The sequence below is a fragment of the Ruegeria sp. CDSC002 genome (assembly GCF_059610905.1).
Genome location: NZ_JBXWOM010000001.1, coordinates 378,310 through 397,078 on the forward strand (window position 1 = coordinate 378,310; position 18,769 = coordinate 397,078).

Here is an 18,769-nt window from a genome sequence, read left to right on the forward strand (position 1 = left end):
ATCAATTAAGCACTGATCGTGTTGTGTTCAGGGCCATAGGGGAAGCCGGTAATGTTTTCGGCACCGGTTTCCTCGACCACCAGAATGTCGTGTTCCCGGTATCCGCCTGCACCCTTCTGACCTTCTGGAATCCACAGCATCGGCTCAATTGAAACGACCATGCCCGGTTCCAGAACCGTATCGATATCCTCGCGCAGTTCCAGCCCCGCCTCGCGCCCATAGTAATGGCTAAGGATACCGAAAGAGTGCCCGTACCCGAAGGACCGGTACTGCAGCAGGCCTTCGTCAGCGAAGAAGCGGTTGATTTCTTCGCAGATCCCCGAGCAGGTCGCGCCGGGTTTAATCAGGCTCAGACCCAGTTCGTGCGCGGCAACGTTCGCTTTCCAGATGCGCAGACTTTCGGCGTCGGGTTCGCCCAGGAACAGAGTGCGCTCCAGCGCTGTGTAATAACCTGAAATCATCGGGAAAGTGTTCAGGGATAGGATATCGCCCTTTTCCAACGCACGCTTGGTGACCGGGTTATGTGCACCATCCGTGTTCAGGCCTGACTGAAACCAAACCCATGTGTCGCGGTATTCGGCATCCGGATAGGCGCGGGCAATCTCAGCCTCCATCGCGTCACGTCCGGCCATGGCGATCTCGATCTCGGTCGCGCCTTCACGGATCGCGGCGTGGATAGCCGCGCCACCAACATCCGCAGTACGCGCGCCGCCTTTGATCAATTCGATCTCTTCGGCTGATTTCACCATCCGTGCAGCCATCGTATCAGGCGCGATATCGACCAGTTCCGGCCCACCCAACATGTCCAGCGCAGTGTCGCGCATTGCCAGGGTCATGTGGTCACCCTCGATACCGACCCGGCGCGCGGAGCCGATCAGGCTAGCTACAGCGCGCCAGTAATTGTTCCGCTTCCAATCGGTGTAGATCACGTTCTCTTCGACCGACCGGCGCCAGGGCTGCCCGGCGTCGATATTGGCCGAAACCGTGGTACAGGCATCCTGCGTTACAACACAGCCATAGGGGCGACCAAACGAGCAGTACAGGAAGCCCGAGTAGTAAGCGATGTTCTGCATCGACGTCAGCAGAACTGCGGGAATGTCCCGTGCCGCCATGGTCGCGCGCAGGCTGGCAAGGCGGCGGTCGTATTCAGCCCGGCTGAATGGCAACGGCGCTTTGTCACCGTTGTGGCAGGTGAAAAACTCGGGGCGGTTGTTCAGATCTTTCATCTTTGACTCTCCTCAACGCCGGACTGGCATCGCCCGGCCACAAGTCCCGGCGTTCAGGACGAGCGGCCTCGGGATCCGAGAGCCATGCACCCCGCGTTGCGTCACGACGCCATCGTGACCGGGGTACATGGTGAAATCGCTAAATCAGCTTTTGAGTCGCGTCAAGCCGGGGTGAGACCCCGCAGGCGTTCAGACCGCCGCCGCAGCAGTTCGACCGTGGTCAGCAGCGCGATCGAGATCACGACAAGGATGGTCGCAACGGCCAGAATGGTCGGGCTGATCTGTTCACGCAGGCCTGTGAACATCTGCCAAGGCAATGTCTTTTGGCTGGCTGATCCGACAAAGAGAACCACCACAACTTCGTCAAACGAAGTGATGAAGGCAAACAATCCGCCCGAGATTACACCCGGCAAAATCAGCGGCATCTGGATCTTGAAGAACGTCCGCACCGGACCTGCACCCATATTCGCAGCAGCCCGCGTCAGGGATTGGTCAAACCCGACCAGCGTTGCGGTCACCGTGATGATGACGAAGGGAATCCCCAGAACCGCGTGGGCCAGCACGACTTTCACATAGCCGACGAAGTTCTTGTTCATGCCCAGCGTACCTTCCAAAAAACGGCCGATGTCGCTGTAGAAAAAGAACATACCCGTGGCCGAGATGATCAGCGGAACGATCATTGGCGAGATCAGAATGCCCATGATGGCCCGACGCCCCGGAACATGCGACTGGCTGAGGCCTATCGCCGCCAGAGTGCCCAGCGATACCGAAATGATGGTCGCAATTGGTGCGATGATCAGCGAGTTCTTGAAGCTACGCTGCCATTCATTGTTGGTGAAAAAGTCGCGGTAGTGCTTCAGCGAATACCCTTCAGGGTCCAGACGCAGCATTTCGGGCGTAAAGGTGAAAAAGTCCTGCGCATTGAAAGACAGCGGCAGTACCACAAGGATCGGCGTGATCAGGAACACGAAGATTGCCCCGCAGATCACCCGGAAAGTAAAATGCCACAACACCTGACCAGCCGTCATGTAAGGCAGCAATTTTTGCCGATAGCGCCCCTCGTAGAGCCAGAAGATGAAGAAGGCAAAGAACCACCCCGCCAGCAGCCCGACGATCAAGCCCGTAATGCCTGCGAAGAAAAATCCAATTGCAGCAAGACCCAGTATCGTAATCCAGCGCGCAACGCGTTCGTTGTCCAGCACGTTGATATACAGCCATGCCAGCCCTGCCATCAAAGCAGCGCCGATCAGAATGCCCAGCAGAACGTTGTCCTGCCCGGCTCCGACGAACATGCCCAGAAATCCTCCGGCGATTGCGACAGCCGGCAGAACCACGGACAACGGTTTGCGGGATATTGGTGTAAGTGCAGCCATATTCTTTATCCCAGCTTGACGTTATCAATGCCGACGATCTTGTCGTAGCACCAGTAGAGTAGAAGAACGACCGCCAGCAGGATCGTCCCCAGCGCCGCAGCCAGTCCCCAGTTCAGAGAGGATGAGATGTGGTACGCAATCCGGTTCGAAATGAAGACACCTTTGGTGCCGCCAACGATCTCGGGCGTGATGTAGTACCCGATGGCAAGAATGAATACGAGGATCGAACCCGCGCCGATACCCGGTATCGATTGCGGGAAGTAAATCCGCCAGAAAGTCGTCCAGTTGGTGGCGCCCATGGATTTGGCCGCACGGGTATAGTACGGCGGAATCGTCTGCATGACCGAATACATCGGCAGGATCATGAACGGCAGCAGGATATGCGTCATCGCAATGATCGTGCCGAATTGATTGTTGATGATCACCAGCCTCGCATCATCGGCAACAAAGCCCAGCCAGACCAGCGTTTCGTTGATCACACCCTGCTGCTGCAACATCACTTTCCAGGCGGAGGTGCGCACAAGCAGCGAGGTCCAGAATGGCAACAGCACCAAAATCATCAGCATGTTTGAAGCCCGCATCGGCAGATTGGCGAGCAGGTAAGAAACTGGATAGGCCAGCAGAATACAGGCCCCGGTAATGATCAGCGACATGAACAATGTCCGGCCGAACAGCTTGATGAGGATGCGCTTATCTTCGGGTTGCGCTTGCGCCCCTTCGGGTGTGCGCTGCATATCAATAGCGTTCAGAAAGTATCCATTGGTGATCGGCACCGCGTGCGTCTTGATCACGCGCCACGTGTCCACGTCCCCCCAGCCATCGTGAATTTCGATCAATTTTTCCTTGAACGGGGCGTCAGCTTCCGGATCCAACCGCTTGATTTGGCGTCCAGATTTTCGGAACATCGACGACATTCCCGTCTGTTCGTAATTCAAGCGGGTACCTAGTCTTGTGTGTTGCTTGGCGTCAACGGCAACAACCATGTCGCGAATAAATGCTTCATACAAAGCTTCGTCCGGCAATTCCCCGCTCTCGGCGTCCCATTGCTGTAACTCAACGACTGTCAAAGGAAGTGTCTCTGAGACAATCCCGTTTTCGACCGATCGGAATAGCATGGAAATGATAGGTATGACGAATGATAGCAGTACAAATAGCAAAAGTGGCGCAACCAGAGCCAACGCCCGCAATTTACGCCGACGCAATGAACGCGCCAGTGATTTCTTCAGCGGCGTACCATCTGCCGCCAACATCGGACCTGATTGAGTTGCGTCGCTCATCTGCGTTCCCTGATTTTTTGACGCCGGGGCCTAACTTGGCCCCGGCTGGTTTTTTGGTTCAATCAGCGATTACTTCGCCAGCCAAGCCTGGAACTTTGCTTCGATATCATCACGATAGTCAGCCCAGAACTCGTAGTTGTACAGGAACGTGTTCTTGGCGTTCTCGGGATCGGTCGGCATGTGAGGTGCCATGTCGATGCCCAGGTCCGCGTGCTGACCCACCAGCGGCGCCGAAGATGCACGTGCCGGACCGTACGAGATGTACTTGGCCTGATCCGCCAGGCGCTGCGTATCGGTTGCGAACATGATGTAGTCCAGCGCGCGCTTCTGACGCTCTTCGCTCAGACCAGCAGGAATAATCCAGCCGTCCAGATCAAATATCTGAGCATCCCACAGCATTGCAACGGGTTGCTTCTGCTCTTCGATCACGCTGAACAGGCGACCGTTATAGGTCGAACCCATGATGATCTCGCCGTCCGCCAGCAACTGCGGCGTGTCCGCGCCTGCAGACCACCAGACAACGTTGTCTTTGATGGTGCCTAGCTTGGCCAGGGCCTGATCCTGCCCTTCCGGAGTCGCCAGCACGTCATAGACGTCGTCTTTTGCCACGCCGTCACAAATCAGAGCCCATTCCATGTTGTTGATGGCACGCTTTTCAAGTGAACGCTTGCCTGGATAGGCTTCCAGATCGAAGACTGCGCAAACATCCGACGGCGGTGTGTCACCCACCAGATCCGTACGATACCCGAATGTAGTCGAGTAAACGATTTGCGGAATGAAACACTCGCTGACAAGCAAGTCACCGAAATCATCAGCAGCCGAGGTTCCGTCGGGTGCCGGTGCCAACATGGTGTCCGGATCGATTTCCAGCGCCAGGCCTTCGTCACACAGACGAATTGCGTCTGCCGCCACAACGTCGACCACGTCCCAGGTGATGTTGCCTGCTTCGTTCATCGCACGCAGTTTAGCAACCGCCTCAGCCGAGCTGTCGTCGTTCAGGATCGTGACGCCGCTCTTCTCGGAATAGGGCTCATGATATGCTTTCAGCTGCGACTTGGAGTAAGCTCCGCCCCAAGAGACAATAGTCATTTCCTCTGCGGATGCAGCGCCGGCAACTGCCGCGATAGCACCTGCCATAATAGTGGTTTTTGTTACTTTCATCGTTAACTCCCTGTTATTCCCGTTAATTTTGATCTTTTTGGTTGGGCCACGGGGTAACCCACCCATGCCTTTCCCCGCGCACTTTCGTGTCGTGAACGGGCTGTTCCCTGATCAGGCGTCCAATGCCCGGCAGTCGCGCGCAAGCCAGCCGATTTCGACTTCCTGGCCCGGTGACAGTCTGATAGCGTCCGGGGCGTTTCGCGTCTTGATGATGAAGTCGTCATTCCCGGCAACCGACAGACGGAAGCGGAAGACATCGCCCATGTAGATGAACTCTTTCACCGTCGCTTTCAGAGTATGCGCATCGGCGTGCAGGCGATCCTTGTTGAACTCCACCCGCTCAGGCCGGATTGACACTTTTGTCCGATCACCTGCCGCGTGGACATTGACCGGCTTGGCGTCAATTTCAGATCCGTCATCCAGCGCCACAACACATTCGTCGCCGTTGATTGACTTAATAACGCCTTCCAATGTGTTGTTTTCACCAATGAACTGGGCAACAAAACTGTTTTCAGGCTCTTCGTACAGAAGATCCGGCGGCGCAAGCTGTTGAATGCGCCCATCGTCGAATACCGCAACGCGATCTGACATTGTCAGGGCTTCGGTCTGGTCGTGGGTCACGTAGACGGTCGTAATCCCAAGTTCATGGGCCAGGCGCGTGATTTCAAACTGCATATGTTCGCGCAGCTGTTTGTCGAGCGCACCCAGCGGTTCATCCATCAGAACCAGCTCGGGTTCGAACACCAAAGCGCGCGCAAGGGCGATCCGCTGTTGCTGCCCCCCGGACAATTGCGCCGGTCGACGGCTGCCAAAGGCCCCCATCTGGACCATATCAAGCGCCCGGCGGACCTTTTCTTCTCGCGCATCCTTGCCAATTTTCCGCACTTCCAGAGGGAACGACAGATTTTCTGCCACCGTCATATGCGGAAAAAGAGCGTAGTTTTGGAAAACCATGCCGATACCGCGCTTGTGCGGTGGGATGTTGTTGATCGGCCGTCCGTCCAACATAATCTCGCCATGGGTGGCTGTTTCAAAACCTGCCAGCATCATCAGGCAAGTTGTCTTGCCGGAACCCGAGGGCCCAAGCATTGTAAGAAACTCACCCTTCGGCATGGAAAGGTTAAGGTCTTTTACAACAAGGATCTCGCCATCATAAGATTTTTGGACATGCTGAAACTCGACGAACGCTGCGTCATTAGACATTTACCGATTAGTCTCCCCTGTGCAGTCCTTGCCTGCCCGGTTCATCCGGATCTCAAAGACCTGTCGAGGCCATTTAAGGACATGCAGGGTGCGGCACGCAACCAAAATATGACACGTGGGTAACTATTAGAAAGGAAGCAGCCGAGTTTTCAGGCGGAATTCAACTTGCGCATGTGCCACGCGAGGCTTTGATTGCTGGAAAGCACCGGTTTCTTCAGGTGTTCCTGTACAATCGGAATAACATCAAAAGTTCTTAGATTCGTGCAGCTTAGAAAAACAGCTTCAACTGAATCATCCTGCCCAAGACTCACTGCAGCCTCAATCAGAGACTTCCGTGAAATCCGCGCGACTTTGGCCTCTTCGGCTTCGCCGAATGTGCCAAAAACATCCATCGAAATGCCATTTTGCGCAAATGCACTGCGTAAGGGATCGTTCACTTCTTCGATATATGGCGACAAAAGTGCGAACTTTGCTACACCAAGTTCGTGGGCGCAGGCCGAGGCCGCGCGCAATGGGTTTGTAACGACCTCTGCCTCGCAAGTTTTTTGAACCATTTGTTCGACCTGATCCGAGCCGATAACCGAGCTGGCAGAGGTGCAGCCATAACCAACCACACGATATGGTCGGGTCTTGGGCAACAGATCAGCAGCGGCAGGTAACGCGGTTTCCATTTCCGCCAGAGTATCTGTCGTCACCTCTTTGCCGCTGGGAATTCTAGAGACGTAAATGGGGCAGCTACGGTCGGAAAAATACGCGTTGAACTCTGGCTCAAGGGTCTCGTCTGTCTGCAAGACGATCAGACCCATTGGGGGCGTGGCGGGATCATCTGCATCAACGGTATAAGGTAAACGGGTCATATCTCGGGCAACTCCATACCAGCGCGCGGGCTAAGAAAGCGGGGCTCGTCTTCGGTTATGACGATGTTCTCTTCGTGAACAAGGATCTTTCCGCCCACGGCAATGCCCGGCTCAAGCGTCAGGACCATGCCTGGTTTCAAAACTGTGTGGTCGGTTGGAATGAGAGATGGCCATTCCGTCAGAGACATACCCAAACCATGCCCCAAACGCCCTGCCCCCGTATCGGCATCGTGGCGCGACAGCACAGAGTTCATCGCCTGAAATAAGTTAGCCGCCGTGGCGCCCGGGCGCGCAATCTCGAACGCCGCATCCGATGCTTCAATCAATGCATTGTAGGCTGACTTAACCTGCGCGTTCGCGGATCCTATCGACCAGTTGCGGTCGTAATCACTGAAATACCCATCCCAAACCAGGCCGGTGTCCAGCATCAGGACATCGCCTTGTTGCAGATGCGTATCAGATGCCGGGGAAATCACATCGGTGTAGCCACCCTGTTCCGCACCGCCGGCAAGGTAGGGAACCCAATCGGCCCCCTCGTCCAGGCAAAGCATTTGAAACCCGCGGAACACAGCATCCAGCGCCACGCCTTCTTTGGCGATTTCGGGCACCCGCTGAAAGGCGCGCCCGGCGATGGCGCATGCCGTTTCGATCTTTGCAATCTCCGCTGATGATTTCACCATCCGCAGCGCGCGTACGATCCCTTCGTCGCCGCAAAGGTCTCGCTGACCGACTGCCTGTTGCAAACGTCGAAGGTCTGCCAACGGCATCCTGACATGCGTTTCATGCCCATCTGGTAGTCCGATCTTTGCGTCGTCGGGCGTCACCTCGCGAAGTGTATCAGCCAAAAGGCTAATGCCATCGTCGGCCAGATCCGGCGCAGCCCAGGTTCGGATATCGTCGAGCCATGTCTCGGCCATAAGTGCAGCCCCGATCGAAGGGATCACCGCAATCGGCTTGCCACTGGCAGGCACAATCAGAAACCAGGGCCGCGTCGGACTTTCCCAAAACCGTGTCAGGTAGCCGGTAAAATATCGGACCTCAGGTTCCGTCGTCAGCAACAGCGCCGACAGGCCAGAGGCTTGCATCTTGTTTTGCGCACGTTCCGTTCGTGCTGCGAACTCAGATGTGTCAAACCCCCTCATTTCGTGACCTCAGAGAAAAAGCACAGAACCTGCGCGTCCGCGTCAATTCTCAAGCAAGCGCCATTGATCTTCATTTGGCCGCCGCGATGGGGGGTAGGTGAGATTCTCAATTTGGTGTCTTTCCCGTGATGCCCATTGACGTGATCGCATTCGTCAAGTTCTGTCAACAAAACTCGCCCAAGGCAGGAGCCTAAAAATGCCCCATTCAGATCCGGCCTTCAGCCGCGCCGAGTACGACCGCAGATTGGCAAAGACCCGCGCCGCCATGGCAGCCGCCGGGTTGGATGCTTTGTTTGTCGAAGATCCTTCAAACATGGCATGGCTGACGGGCTATGAGGGCTGGTCGTTCTATGTGCATCAAGGGGTACTTGTGCTTCAGGATGCCGACCCGATCTGGTGGGGCCGAAATCAGGATGCCAACGGCGCGCGTAAAACTGTTTGGATGTCCAATGACCGGATCCATGGCTATGCGGACGAATACGTACAATCCACCGTGCGTCACCCCATGCAGGATCTGGCAGCGCTGATTGCGGATACTGGTATCGCGAAGGGGCGGATCGGTGTCGAGTTGGACAATTATTATTATTCAGCCAAAGCGCACCTGACTTTGCTGGCGGAGTTGCCCGACGCAGAGCTGGTCGACGCAAACACATTGGTGAACTGGCAGCGTGCCGTGAAATCCGATGAGGAAATTGCGCTAATGCAAAAAGCTGCCCGGATATCCGAGCATGTGACCGACGGCGTATTGGAGCGCATCGAACCGGGTATGCGCAAGAACGACCTCGTCGCGCAAATCTACCATGACGCAGTCACCGGAGTTGGCGAGGATTGGGGCGATTACGCAGCCATTGTGCCGCTGCTCCCGTCCGGCCCGGATGCCGCTGCACCGCACCTGACTTGGGATGGTGAACCATTCAAATCCGGAGAATGTACATTTTTCGAACTGTCAGGCTGCTATCGCCGTTACCACGCGCCCTTCTGCCGCTCGGTCTTTTTGGGTAAGCCACCCGACTATTTGCTTCGTGCTGAAGCCGCGCTGGTAGAAGGGCTTGAAGCGGGACTAAAGGCCGCGCGGGCTGGCAATCAGGCGCGTGATATCGCGTTGGCTCTGGCTGCCCCGCTGGAACGGGCGGGTATCGAGCGCGGCGCGCGATGCGGGTATCCGATTGGCCTGAGTTATCCGCCGGACTGGGGTGAACGCACGATTTCCCTGCGCCCCGAGGATGAGACCGTATTGGAACCTGGCATGACCTTTCACTTCATGCCAGGCCTCTGGATGGATGATTGGGGGTTGGAGATCACTGAGCCGATCCTCATCACAGATTCCGGACCTGCCGAATGTTTCTGCGACCGCCCCAGAAAGCTGTTTGTGAAGCCATGACTTTACCCAGAACCATGGAAATACTAGCCGACCTGATCGCTTTTGAGACGGTGTCAGCGGACTCGAATCTGGAAATGATCAGCTATCTGACCGAACGGCTCGAGGCATTGGGTGCACGGTGTATTGTCACGCGGGACAAGACCGGTGCAAAGGCGAACGTGTTTGCCACCCTCGGCCCCGATCAACCCGGCGGCATCCTTTTGTCAGGCCATACGGACGTGGTGCCAGTGGCCGATCAGGATTGGACAACCGATCCGTTCCAGATGGCTGAAAATGACGGCAAGCTCTACGGTCGCGGCACATGCGACATGAAGGGCTTCATCGCAGCGGCGTTGGCTTTCGGCGAAACGCTGGATGTGGACAAGCTGACCCAGCCGCTGCACTTTGCCTTTACTTACGACGAGGAAGTCGGCTGCCTTGGTGCGCAAACCCTAGTCGACGACCTGTCTGAACGTGGCATCGTTCCGGACATCGCCATCATCGGCGAGCCGACCGAGATGCGCGTGATAGAGGGGCACAAGGGCTGCTTTGAATATACCACCCGCTTCTCGGGTCTAGAGGGACACAGCTCTGCCCCCGATGACGGGGTGAATGCTGCGGAATATGCCGCGCGCTATATCGGCAAACTGCTGGAGTTGCGCCATATCCTCAAGTCCCGCGCACCCGCCGACAGCCGGTTCGAGCCGCCTTGGACGACGGTCAATATCGGCCAAATTTCGGGCGGCGTTGCCCACAACGTCATAGCCAGCAAGGCCGAGGTCTTGTGGGAGATGCGCCCAGTGCAGGCAAGTGACGCCGACCTCGTCAAAAAGACCCTTTCGGACTACGTAGAGCATTCTTTGCTGCCGGAGATGCAAGCGGTCCACAGCGACTCGAGTATCACGCAAGAGGCTATCGCCGAGGTCGAAGGCCTTGAACCCATGGAAGAAAACGCGGCCCGTGATCTGGTGGCCGAACTGACCGGCGCGAATGGCAGTGGCGTTGTCGCCTTTGCGACCGAGGCCGGGCTGTTCCAGAAACTGGGCGTTCACGCAATTGTCTGCGGGCCGGGTTCAATCGCACAGGCCCACAAGGCAGACGAGTTCCTTGAAATCGAACAGCTGGACCTGTGCTGCAGAATGCTGACCCGATTGGGTCAGCGCCTGACCCGTTAACCGGTACCGTGCGTGCGGTCGTATCTTGACCGACCCGGTTGCACATGTGCAGCCCGCGCTTCTTCGCCGGGATCGTAAACTTCCATCAGCAACGGATAGGAGGCCGCCGCGTCTGACGAGTGTTCCGAGGAACAATCCCCTCCGGGGCACGCAGACAGGCCGACGATCAGATCGATTTCAGCGTAGAACTCAAGGTAATCGCCAGGGCGAACCGGGCTGGCTTTCATAAAATACTGGCCGGTATCGCGGGTAAATCCAGTGCACATGAACACGTTCAGAACGTCATGCACCAGCATCTCGGCCTCATGCAGCGGCAGGTCGCAATGGCTGGCCAGCGCGCGGGTCAGGTTCGAGTGGCAGCAATAGTGATAGTCGTCCCCCGAAAGCAAACGCCCGGTATACGGGTCACACCGCGTGCCGATCACATCATGGACCGAGCCGCCAAAGGCATCGAACCCGTACCAATCCAGCGTATCGGCAACGATCGTAGCCATCGGTCGCATGTTGGGAAAGCTCGACCACATCCGGTCTCCGGTCGACAGGTGCGTGCCGTGCAGCGCGCGGGTTTTGCCGGAATAGAACCGCTCAGTCAGGTCATGCTTATTCCACATGTTCAGGTCGCCAACCTGCGGGCCGTCGACCGAAACCACCCTGACGAAAGCGCCAGCCGGAACATCAATGCATGCCGCATCGCGTGGTGCCGCAGTGACCTCAGCCACCTTTACCGCATCCTCGCGAAGCTTGCTCAAACCGTTCAGATCAGGCTGCTTCAGCGCATCCGGCGGATAGCATATTACAGGGGCAATGGCCTTGCGCTCGGCGCCATCGGCCGGTGGTGGGAAGTTCGGTTTTGTCAGTTTCATGCGCCCCTCACTTCCCTGCAGAAATCTCTGCCTTTCCGAATCCTTAGCGCATTATGAAGGGGTTCGCCATCGGCTCTTGCGCGGTGCTGATCCAGGTTGTCTTGGTTCTGGTGTAATCCAGTATTGCCTCAACACCCGCCTCGCGACCATATCCCGACTGATTGAACCCGCCGAACGGCGCAATGGGTGAGATCGCGCGATAGGTGTTCACCCAGCAGATACCCGCCTTGATCCGTTTCGACACACGGTGCGCGCGCGCAAGGTTCTGCGTGAACACGCCCGAGCCCAACCCGTAAGGGGTGCTGTTTGCCAGCGCGATAGCCTCTTCTTCGGTATCGAATGGCAGCAAGGACATCACCGGCCCGAACATTTCGATTTTCAACGTTTCGGTTGCGGGTGACGCGCATTCTACCAAGGTGGGGTTCATGTAGTTGCCGGGACGGTCGGCAGCATTTCCCCCGAAGTGGATCGTCGCGCCCTGCCCTCGCGCTTTACTCAAGGTCTCTTCGATCTTGCGCACCTGTGCCGCCGTGCAAAGCGGACCAACATGCGTTTCCGGCTGCAAAGGATCACCCAACCGGATGGCGCTGGCTTTTTCGGCGATCCGCTCGACCAGAGGCCCAAGGATTGACCGATGCACCAGTCCGCGCGTTCCCGCCACACAACTCTGACCGGATGCGCCGAAGTTACCTGCGATCAGACCGTTTGCTGCACCGTCCATATCGGCGTCCTCAAACACGAGGATCGGGGACTTCCCACCCAATTCCAATGACGTGACCGCAAAGTTCTCAGCCGAGTTTCGCACCACATGGCGGGCGGTCTCTGGCCCGCCGGTAAAAGCAATTCGGTCGACATCAGGATGGCGGGTCAGTGGAATTGCACAGTTTTCGGCGTCACCGGTGATGACCGACACAACGCCGGACGGGAACCCAGCCTGTTCAATCAGCTTGGCGAATTCCAGCATGGGTGCGGGCGCGATTTCCGATGCTTTCAGCACCACGGAACACCCGGCAGCCAACGCCGGGCCCAGCTTGGTCGCGGTCAGGAACATCTGGGCATTCCACGGCACGATCGCGGCCACGACTCCAATCGGTTCTCGTGAGGTAAAGACATGCATGTCAGGCTTGTCGATGGGCAGGACCGTGCCTTCGATCTTGTCTGCCAGACCCGCATAGTAGCGGTAGTAATCGGCAACATATCCGGTTTGCGCCGAGGTTTCCGCCAACAGCTTTCCGCTGTCGGTCGTCTCCAACTCACCCAGGCGCTTGGCGTTTTCTGCCACCAGATCGGCAAGACGATACAGCAGCTTGCCCCGCTGCGTCTGTGTCATATCCCGCCATTCCGGGTCATCCAGAACCCGTTTGGCGGCGGCGATGGCGAGTTCAACATCACTGGGCGCGGCGCACGCGAATGTGGCCCACCCCTGGCCCGTGGCCGGGTTCTGTGACGTCATCACCTGCGTGGCTGATCCTTCGGTCCAGACGCCGTCAATGAACAGCTGAAAATGCGGTAGGTTTCCCATGGTGGTCCTCACTGAAATGCCGGCATCACGTCGTCGATGAATCGCGCCAAAGAGGCACGCTTACGTTCGTTGGTCATGCCGCTGTCGACCCAGAACGAAAACTCGTCATAACCCAGATCTTCATAGCGCTTGATCCGGTCGATCACCTGTTGGGCAGTCCCAACTGTCAGATCACGGCCCAAATTTTCTTTGGTATACATCGGGTTCGCGTCCATCTCGGCTTCGGTAATCGGCTTGATCAAGCCCTGTTCAACTGGCCGTTTGTTCATGAACCATGCACCAAAGTAATTGTAGTACCGGCGCAGATTTTGCACGCCCTGCGCAACATCGTCGTCATCTTTACCGACATAGGTGTGGTGCAACAGCATGATCTTGGGGCGCGGCCCCGCGTAGCTGTCACAGGCATCGTTGAACCGACCCATCAGGGTCTCGATCTCTTCCATGCCCTGCCACAGCGGGGTGACCTGAATATTGAATCCGTTGTGAACGCCGAATTCGTGGCTGTTAGGATCCCGCGCTGCGATCCAGATTGGCGGGCCGTCCTCCTGATATGGCTTCGGTGCCGAAGTTGCCGCCGGAAACTCATAGAACTCGCCTTCATGGGCACAATCGCCCTTCCAGATCTGAGGCAACAGCGGGGTGGACTCGCGCATGCGCTGCCCCGCCTCCCAAGCGTCCATTCCCGGCATCAGACGTTCGTATTCATAGGAATACGCACCGCGCGCGATCCCCAACTCGATACGCCCTTTCGTCATCTGATCCGCTGCGGCGGCCTCACCTGCCAGTTTGATCGGATGCCAGAACGGCGCAATTACCGTTCCGGTGCCCAACCGCACATTGCGCGTGTGATGCGCCAGATCGACCAGCGACAGAAACGGGTTGGGGGCAATGGTGAACTCCATCCCATGATGTTCACCTGTCCAAACTGCCCGCATGCCCCCGTCATCAGCCATCTTCACCAGGCTCACGAATTCATCATACAGAACATCGTGAGGCTGATCCGGGGTCAGACGTTCCACGTGGGCAAACAGTGAAAACTCCATCAAATGGCTCCTTTACCGAAACTGTGAATTTCGCCGCGTTCGGCGTCACCGAGATACAGCCCGAAAACGCCTTCGCGGGCTTCAAGGGCGTAGCGGGTCATCATGTGGTGCAAGCTATTGCTGGCGTAAGTCAGATCAGCCAGATCGCCGATATCTACCCATTCGGCATTTTCCACCGGGATGTTCTGAACGCAAGACGCCAGAAAGAACGTGTAGTGCAGGTTCGTTTCGGCATCGTTGAACGAAGAATAGACCTGTTCGATCTGCGCCTGAATGCCCCGATCGGAAAGGCCCTGTGCCAGCCTGTTGCGTTGCCCCCCGGGTTCCGCACCGGCGATTTGAACCGGGCGAAATGCGCCTTCGTGGCGTTCCAGAAGAACTTTGCCACTCGATGCGACAATCGCGCCGCAGATTGTTGGAACCTGCGCGTCCATCTCACGCTCGAGCTCAAGACTGAAGTACGATCCGTTCACGTAACCCAAACCGTTTCCGCCAATATGGGTGAACTCTGTGACACGGCCAATCAGAACCGTGTGGTCGCCTGCGGGCAGCGCCTGATGCGTTTCACAGCTAAACTGTGCCAGCGCCCCGTCGATCAGCGGCAAGCCATGGGCTCCGTCGCGATGCACCACCCGACCAAATCGGTCGCCCTTGAAACTTGCGAAGGTATTCGAGACGCCCTGCTGCCCATCTGCCAGAACATTCACCGCAAAATGCGAGCATCCGGCGAAGGTATCGTGGCTGGACAGAAACTTGCCGGGGCAGACCAACAGCAAAGGCGGATCAAGCGACACGGACGTGAACGAATTCGCCGTGAACCCGACCGGATTGCCGGAAAAATCCCGGGTAGTCACAACCGTCACGCCAGTCATGAAGTTGCCGAATGCATCACGCAGGGCGCGGGTATCAACCTCGGTCATGGCAGGCACCTCCGAATGAACTCAAGCAATTTGGCGTTAACAGCAGCCGGGTGCGTCATGGGCATCATGTGGGCGGCGTTCGGAACAATTTCGACACGCCCATTTGTCACCTTCTGCGCCATGCCCTGTGACATACCTGGTGTAGAATTCGGCTCATCCCCGCCCGTCATAAACAGTGTGGGGCATTTGATTTGCCCCAGTTGTGCGTCAGTCGGCCCATCGCTTTCGGCGAAGACGGTATAGGCCGCTTTGTATGCGCCCGGGTGGACATCTTTCAGCCAACGCGAACAGGCTTCGCATTCTTCGGAAACCTGATCGCCGAACCAACGCTGCAAGGTCACGGTAGGATCGTTCATGGCCGCAGCATCCAGTGCCACCGCGCGGGTCGTGACAGCCGCACGCGCTTCGGGGGTTCGGCGGTAAATTGCGTTCAACGCGGCAACGCCTCTCACCTGATCATGCCCCGATGCCGCAATGTCCAAAGCGATCAAAGCTCCCATGGAATGCCCAATCAGAACGGCAGGCTCGGTCAATCGGGCCGCGATCGGGTTGGCGTACCCATCCAGCCCCATAGCACCTTGAAACTGGGTTTTTCCGTGCCCGGGCATATCCGGACACAGAACACGATACCCGGCGGCAGACAGCGCATCGATTTGCGCGCCCCAGGCTTCGGCCCGCAAGCCAACGCCATGGAGCAGAACCACAAGCGGGCCTTCGCCTTCGTCTATCGCGGCGAGCCCGCCGATGTCAGACCGAGGCCGGGTTGTCCACGTCATGGCCCAGATCCTTCAAGTCCTGATAACGGTCGCCGATGCGATGATGCGGACGGCCCGAGGTTGCTCCGCCCAAAACCACGACGATCTCATCCGCACGGGGCGCGTCGGGGATGGCGAATTGCAGCGTCAGATAGTGTGACCGGCGGCCCGCATCATTCTTGTCCATCAGTGGCACCATGATCGGCGAGTTTGCCGGGCCCCGAGTGTTGGTGAATGAAAGATAGGACTTGGCGTCAACCGCCTGCCGGAAGATGTTCCCGAAATGCAGAGTGTGGATCAGGCCCGAGGCATGCTCGACCTCTCCGTCCAGCCCCACAACCGCAGCCTTGCCATAAGCCTCAATCGCCTCACCGCTTCCGGCCAGCGCGATCATCCTGTCGGTCAGTTCTTGACCCAGGATTGGGCCATAGGCCAAAATTTCCGGCCGTAGATCTTCGACGAAACGTCCAGCCCAAGGGTTGGTAACAACCGCTGCTACAGCAAACATGCGCCACGGCCGTTCGGCTTTGCGATATCCTTCGATCAGAACTTCTTCGTCGAAGGTCACTATTTTACGAATTTCCGGCTGCACGTTATCCCCCAATCTTGAGTACGAGAAATATCTTTGATTGGCCGGCACTTTGACAAACGAAAGAAGTTGGGTCTTAGGTATTAACAAAGCTACTAGGTCGGTTGCACATGCCCAAAACACTGCCCCCCCTTACATGGTTCAGGTCTTTCGAGGCCGCGGCCCGAAGGTTGAGCTCAACAGCTGCGGCGGATGAAATCGGATTGACCCAATCCGCCGTAAGCCAGCAAATCAGGTCGCTGGAATCTCGGCTGGGCGTCGTACTGTTTCATCGGCATCCGCGCGGTCTTTCCTTGACGGATGAAGGCCGAAAGCTGCTGCCGCAGGTCGAAGCCGCACTGCAATTGCTGCAATCCGCCGCCTCTCCGTATTTGGCAGAGGAACGGGCCAGACACGTCACTGTGGCGGCGTCGATCAGCATCATCGAATGGTTGATTTCCCCTGCCCTGCCCCAGTTTCGCGACCAAAACCCAGATACGTCCATTCGCTTTGTCAGCACGATCTGGCCGGATGAATACTCGGCCCTGCGCGCCGATGTTGAAATCCGGTTCGGGTCAGAAAAACAAGTCGGGCGGGATGCAAAACCGTTACTGCCGAATGACCTGATCGCAGTAAAAGCGCCTGGCTTGGTTGGCGCTTTTCAGGACTTGCCCCTGATCGAGGCCGTGGGAACGTCAGACAACTGGTCCACATGGGCGGAAGTCACCGGTCATAAAATCCATACCCCGGCCTATTATGTCGATTCTTACGGGCTCGCCTTGCAATTGGCGGCTTCCGGGAACGGCGTGGCCTTGGTGAATGCACTTATCGCCGATCACGCTCTGCAGACCGGACAGGTCGCGCGTGCCTTCGATGTGACTGCTCCAGCGGCCGAAGGGTACTTTCTGGCCGTGCAGCGCGCATCACCCGAGGTTGACGCCTTTGTATCATGGTTTTCACAATTGGTTCCCGGCTCGTCACACCAAAGGGTCTGATTCAGACACACCAATGTCGCATCTGAGGATATCGCTGAGCAGGAAAATAGTGAATTCTGGCAAAAAAGGTCCGATTCATGCGATATTCAGGCTTTCGAGTCATCAAAGAGGCGCTTACCGGCCACAAAGGGTGGAAACCGGTCTGGCGTGACCCCGAACCCAAAGCCCATTACGACATCATCGTCATAGGCGGTGGTGGTCATGGGCTGGCGACGGCCCATTATCTGTCCAAGGTCTACGGTCATCGCAATGTCGCGGTTGTCGAAAAGGGCTGGATCGGCGGAGGCAATGTCGGGCGGAACACAACGATCGTTCGCTCAAACTACATGCTGGACGGGAATGAGCCGTTCTATGAATTCTCGATGAAACTGTGGGAAGGGCTTGAACAAGACCTGAACTACAACGCCATGATGAGCCAGCGCGGAATACTCAACCTGTTCCACACGGATGGTCAGCGCGACGCTTATACGCGGCGCGGCAATGCGATGATCCTGCACGGTGCAGATGCCGAATTGCTGGATGCCGATCAGGTACGCAAAGAACACCCCTATCTGAATTTCGACGACGCGCGTTTCCCGATCAAAGGCGGTTTGGCCCAGCGGCGGGGCGGCACCGCGCGCCACGATGCCGTGGCCTGGGGCTTTGCCCGATCCGCGGACAGCCACGGTGTCGACATCATCCAGAATTGCGAAGTCACTGGTCTGCGTATCGAGAACGGCAAATGCCTGGGCGTCGAGACCTCAAAGGGCTTTATCGGGGCTAACAAAGTCGGCTGCGCTGTTGCCGGAAACTCGGGCCGGGTGATGGGCATGGCGGGCATGCGCCTACCGATCGAAAGCCACGTGTTGCAGGCGTTTGTGTCCGAGGGTCTGAAGCCGGTTCTGCCCAGCGTCATCACCTATGGGGCCGGACATTTCTATGTCAGCCAATCCGACAAAGGCGGGCTCGTCTTTGGCGGCGACATCGACGGTTACAACACCTATGCGCAACGCGGGAATCTGCCGGTGGTCGAGGATGTCTGCGAAGGCGGCGTCTCATTGATGCCGATGATCGGGCGCGCCCGCCTGCTGCGTATGTGGGGCGGTGTTATGGACATGTCGATGGATGGCTCACCCATCATCGACCGCACTCCGGTTGAGGGTCTCTATTTCAATGGTGGCTGGTGCTATGGCGGGTTCAAGGCGACCCCGGCATCCGGTTACTGTTTTGCGCATCTGTTGGCGAAGGACGAACCGCACTCTACCGCCACGGCCTATCGCTTCGACCGGTTCCGCACGGGCCGGATGATCGACGAAAAGGGCGTGGGCAACCAGCCCAACCTGCATTGAG

17 protein-coding genes are annotated in these 18,769 nt (G+C 57.3%); 4 read left to right on the forward strand and 13 right to left on the reverse strand.

The window, feature by feature from the left end:
• Nucleotides 1-5: 5 nt before the first annotated feature.
• The 7 genes from AC2FJE_RS02010 to AC2FJE_RS02040 all read right to left on the reverse strand — a co-directional run bounded on the left by AC2FJE_RS02010 (nucleotide 6) and on the right by AC2FJE_RS02040 (nucleotide 8,239).
• A complete protein-coding gene (locus AC2FJE_RS02010) occupies nucleotides 6-1,226 on the reverse strand; it encodes an aminopeptidase P family protein (RefSeq protein ID WP_108858769.1) in 1,221 nt (406 codons plus the stop codon).
• A 161-nt stretch (nucleotides 1,227-1,387) separates the two neighbouring features.
• Nucleotides 1,388-2,599 carry an ABC transporter permease gene (locus tag AC2FJE_RS02015; protein ID WP_108858770.1) on the reverse strand — a complete coding sequence of 404 codons (1,212 nt, stop codon included), beginning with the start codon at nucleotides 2,597-2,599 and terminating at the stop codon, nucleotides 1,388-1,390.
• A gap of 5 nt (nucleotides 2,600-2,604) precedes the next feature.
• Entirely contained in the window at nucleotides 2,605-3,876 is a 1,272-nt protein-coding gene (locus AC2FJE_RS02020; RefSeq protein WP_282118587.1) for an ABC transporter permease, read from the reverse strand.
• A 69-nt stretch (nucleotides 3,877-3,945) separates the two neighbouring features.
• On the reverse strand, nucleotides 3,946-5,037 hold the full coding sequence (locus tag AC2FJE_RS02025) for an extracellular solute-binding protein (RefSeq protein ID WP_282118588.1): 1,092 nt from the start codon (nucleotides 5,035-5,037) through the stop codon (nucleotides 3,946-3,948).
• Between the two features lie 111 nt (nucleotides 5,038-5,148).
• Complete coding sequence (locus AC2FJE_RS02030; protein ID WP_109311640.1) at nucleotides 5,149-6,240, reverse strand: ABC transporter ATP-binding protein; 1,092 nt, start codon at nucleotides 6,238-6,240, stop codon at nucleotides 5,149-5,151.
• Nucleotides 6,241-6,389: 149 nt separating this feature from the next.
• Entirely contained in the window at nucleotides 6,390-7,097 is a 708-nt protein-coding gene (locus AC2FJE_RS02035) for a maleate cis-trans isomerase family protein (protein WP_496753828.1), read from the reverse strand.
• A complete protein-coding gene (locus AC2FJE_RS02040) occupies nucleotides 7,094-8,239 on the reverse strand; it encodes a M24 family metallopeptidase (protein WP_496753826.1) in 1,146 nt (381 codons plus the stop codon). The genes AC2FJE_RS02035 and AC2FJE_RS02040 overlap by 4 nt, the downstream gene beginning before the upstream one ends.
• A gap of 196 nt (nucleotides 8,240-8,435) precedes the next feature.
• Between AC2FJE_RS02040 and AC2FJE_RS02045 the strand changes: the two genes are divergently transcribed.
• Together AC2FJE_RS02045 and argE are read left to right on the forward strand one after the other, a co-directional pair.
• Entirely contained in the window at nucleotides 8,436-9,620 is a 1,185-nt protein-coding gene (locus AC2FJE_RS02045) for a M24 family metallopeptidase (RefSeq protein ID WP_496695266.1), read from the forward strand.
• Nucleotides 9,617-10,774, forward strand: a complete 1,158-nt coding sequence (argE, locus tag AC2FJE_RS02050) for an acetylornithine deacetylase (RefSeq protein WP_496753824.1) — start codon at nucleotides 9,617-9,619, stop codon at nucleotides 10,772-10,774. The genes AC2FJE_RS02045 and argE overlap by 4 nt, the downstream gene beginning before the upstream one ends.
• Here argE and AC2FJE_RS02055 read toward each other — a convergent pair.
• Genes AC2FJE_RS02055 through AC2FJE_RS02080 form a run of 6 tightly spaced genes read right to left on the reverse strand, consistent with a single transcriptional unit; the run spans nucleotide 10,771 to nucleotide 16,469 of the window.
• Nucleotides 10,771-11,637: an urea carboxylase-associated family protein gene (locus AC2FJE_RS02055; protein WP_496753821.1), complete on the reverse strand. Its 867-nt coding sequence runs from the start codon at nucleotides 11,635-11,637 to the stop codon at nucleotides 10,771-10,773. The two genes, argE and AC2FJE_RS02055, sit on opposite strands and share 4 nt — an antisense overlap.
• 43 nt (nucleotides 11,638-11,680) lie before the next feature.
• Nucleotides 11,681-13,159 carry an aldehyde dehydrogenase gene (locus AC2FJE_RS02060; protein WP_496753819.1) on the reverse strand — a complete coding sequence of 493 codons (1,479 nt, stop codon included), beginning with the start codon at nucleotides 13,157-13,159 and terminating at the stop codon, nucleotides 11,681-11,683.
• An 8-nt stretch (nucleotides 13,160-13,167) separates the two neighbouring features.
• On the reverse strand, nucleotides 13,168-14,202 hold the full coding sequence (locus AC2FJE_RS02065) for an LLM class flavin-dependent oxidoreductase (protein WP_282118595.1): 1,035 nt from the start codon (nucleotides 14,200-14,202) through the stop codon (nucleotides 13,168-13,170).
• Entirely contained in the window at nucleotides 14,202-15,122 is a 921-nt protein-coding gene (locus AC2FJE_RS02070; RefSeq protein ID WP_496753817.1) for a flavin reductase family protein, read from the reverse strand. The genes AC2FJE_RS02065 and AC2FJE_RS02070 overlap by 1 nt, the downstream gene beginning before the upstream one ends.
• Nucleotides 15,119-15,898 (reverse strand): alpha/beta fold hydrolase, encoded by a 780-nt coding sequence (locus AC2FJE_RS02075; protein ID WP_496760560.1) that lies wholly within the window; start codon nucleotides 15,896-15,898, stop codon nucleotides 15,119-15,121. The genes AC2FJE_RS02070 and AC2FJE_RS02075 overlap by 4 nt, the downstream gene beginning before the upstream one ends.
• Nucleotides 15,870-16,469 (reverse strand): amino acid synthesis family protein, encoded by a 600-nt coding sequence (locus AC2FJE_RS02080; RefSeq protein ID WP_472723643.1) that lies wholly within the window; start codon nucleotides 16,467-16,469, stop codon nucleotides 15,870-15,872. Before AC2FJE_RS02080 ends, AC2FJE_RS02075 begins: the two co-directional genes overlap by 29 nt.
• Before the next feature lie 107 nt (nucleotides 16,470-16,576).
• On the opposite strand from AC2FJE_RS02080, the gene AC2FJE_RS02085 reads away from it, so the two are divergent.
• Together AC2FJE_RS02085 and AC2FJE_RS02090 are read left to right on the forward strand one after the other, a co-directional pair.
• Nucleotides 16,577-17,440: a LysR family transcriptional regulator gene (locus AC2FJE_RS02085; RefSeq protein ID WP_496753812.1), complete on the forward strand. Its 864-nt coding sequence runs from the start codon at nucleotides 16,577-16,579 to the stop codon at nucleotides 17,438-17,440.
• Between the two features lie 77 nt (nucleotides 17,441-17,517).
• Nucleotides 17,518-18,768, forward strand: coding sequence for a sarcosine oxidase subunit beta family protein (locus AC2FJE_RS02090; protein WP_109311650.1), 1,251 nt, complete (start codon nucleotides 17,518-17,520; stop codon nucleotides 18,766-18,768).
• The last annotated feature ends 1 nt before the right edge of the window (nucleotide 18,769 follow it).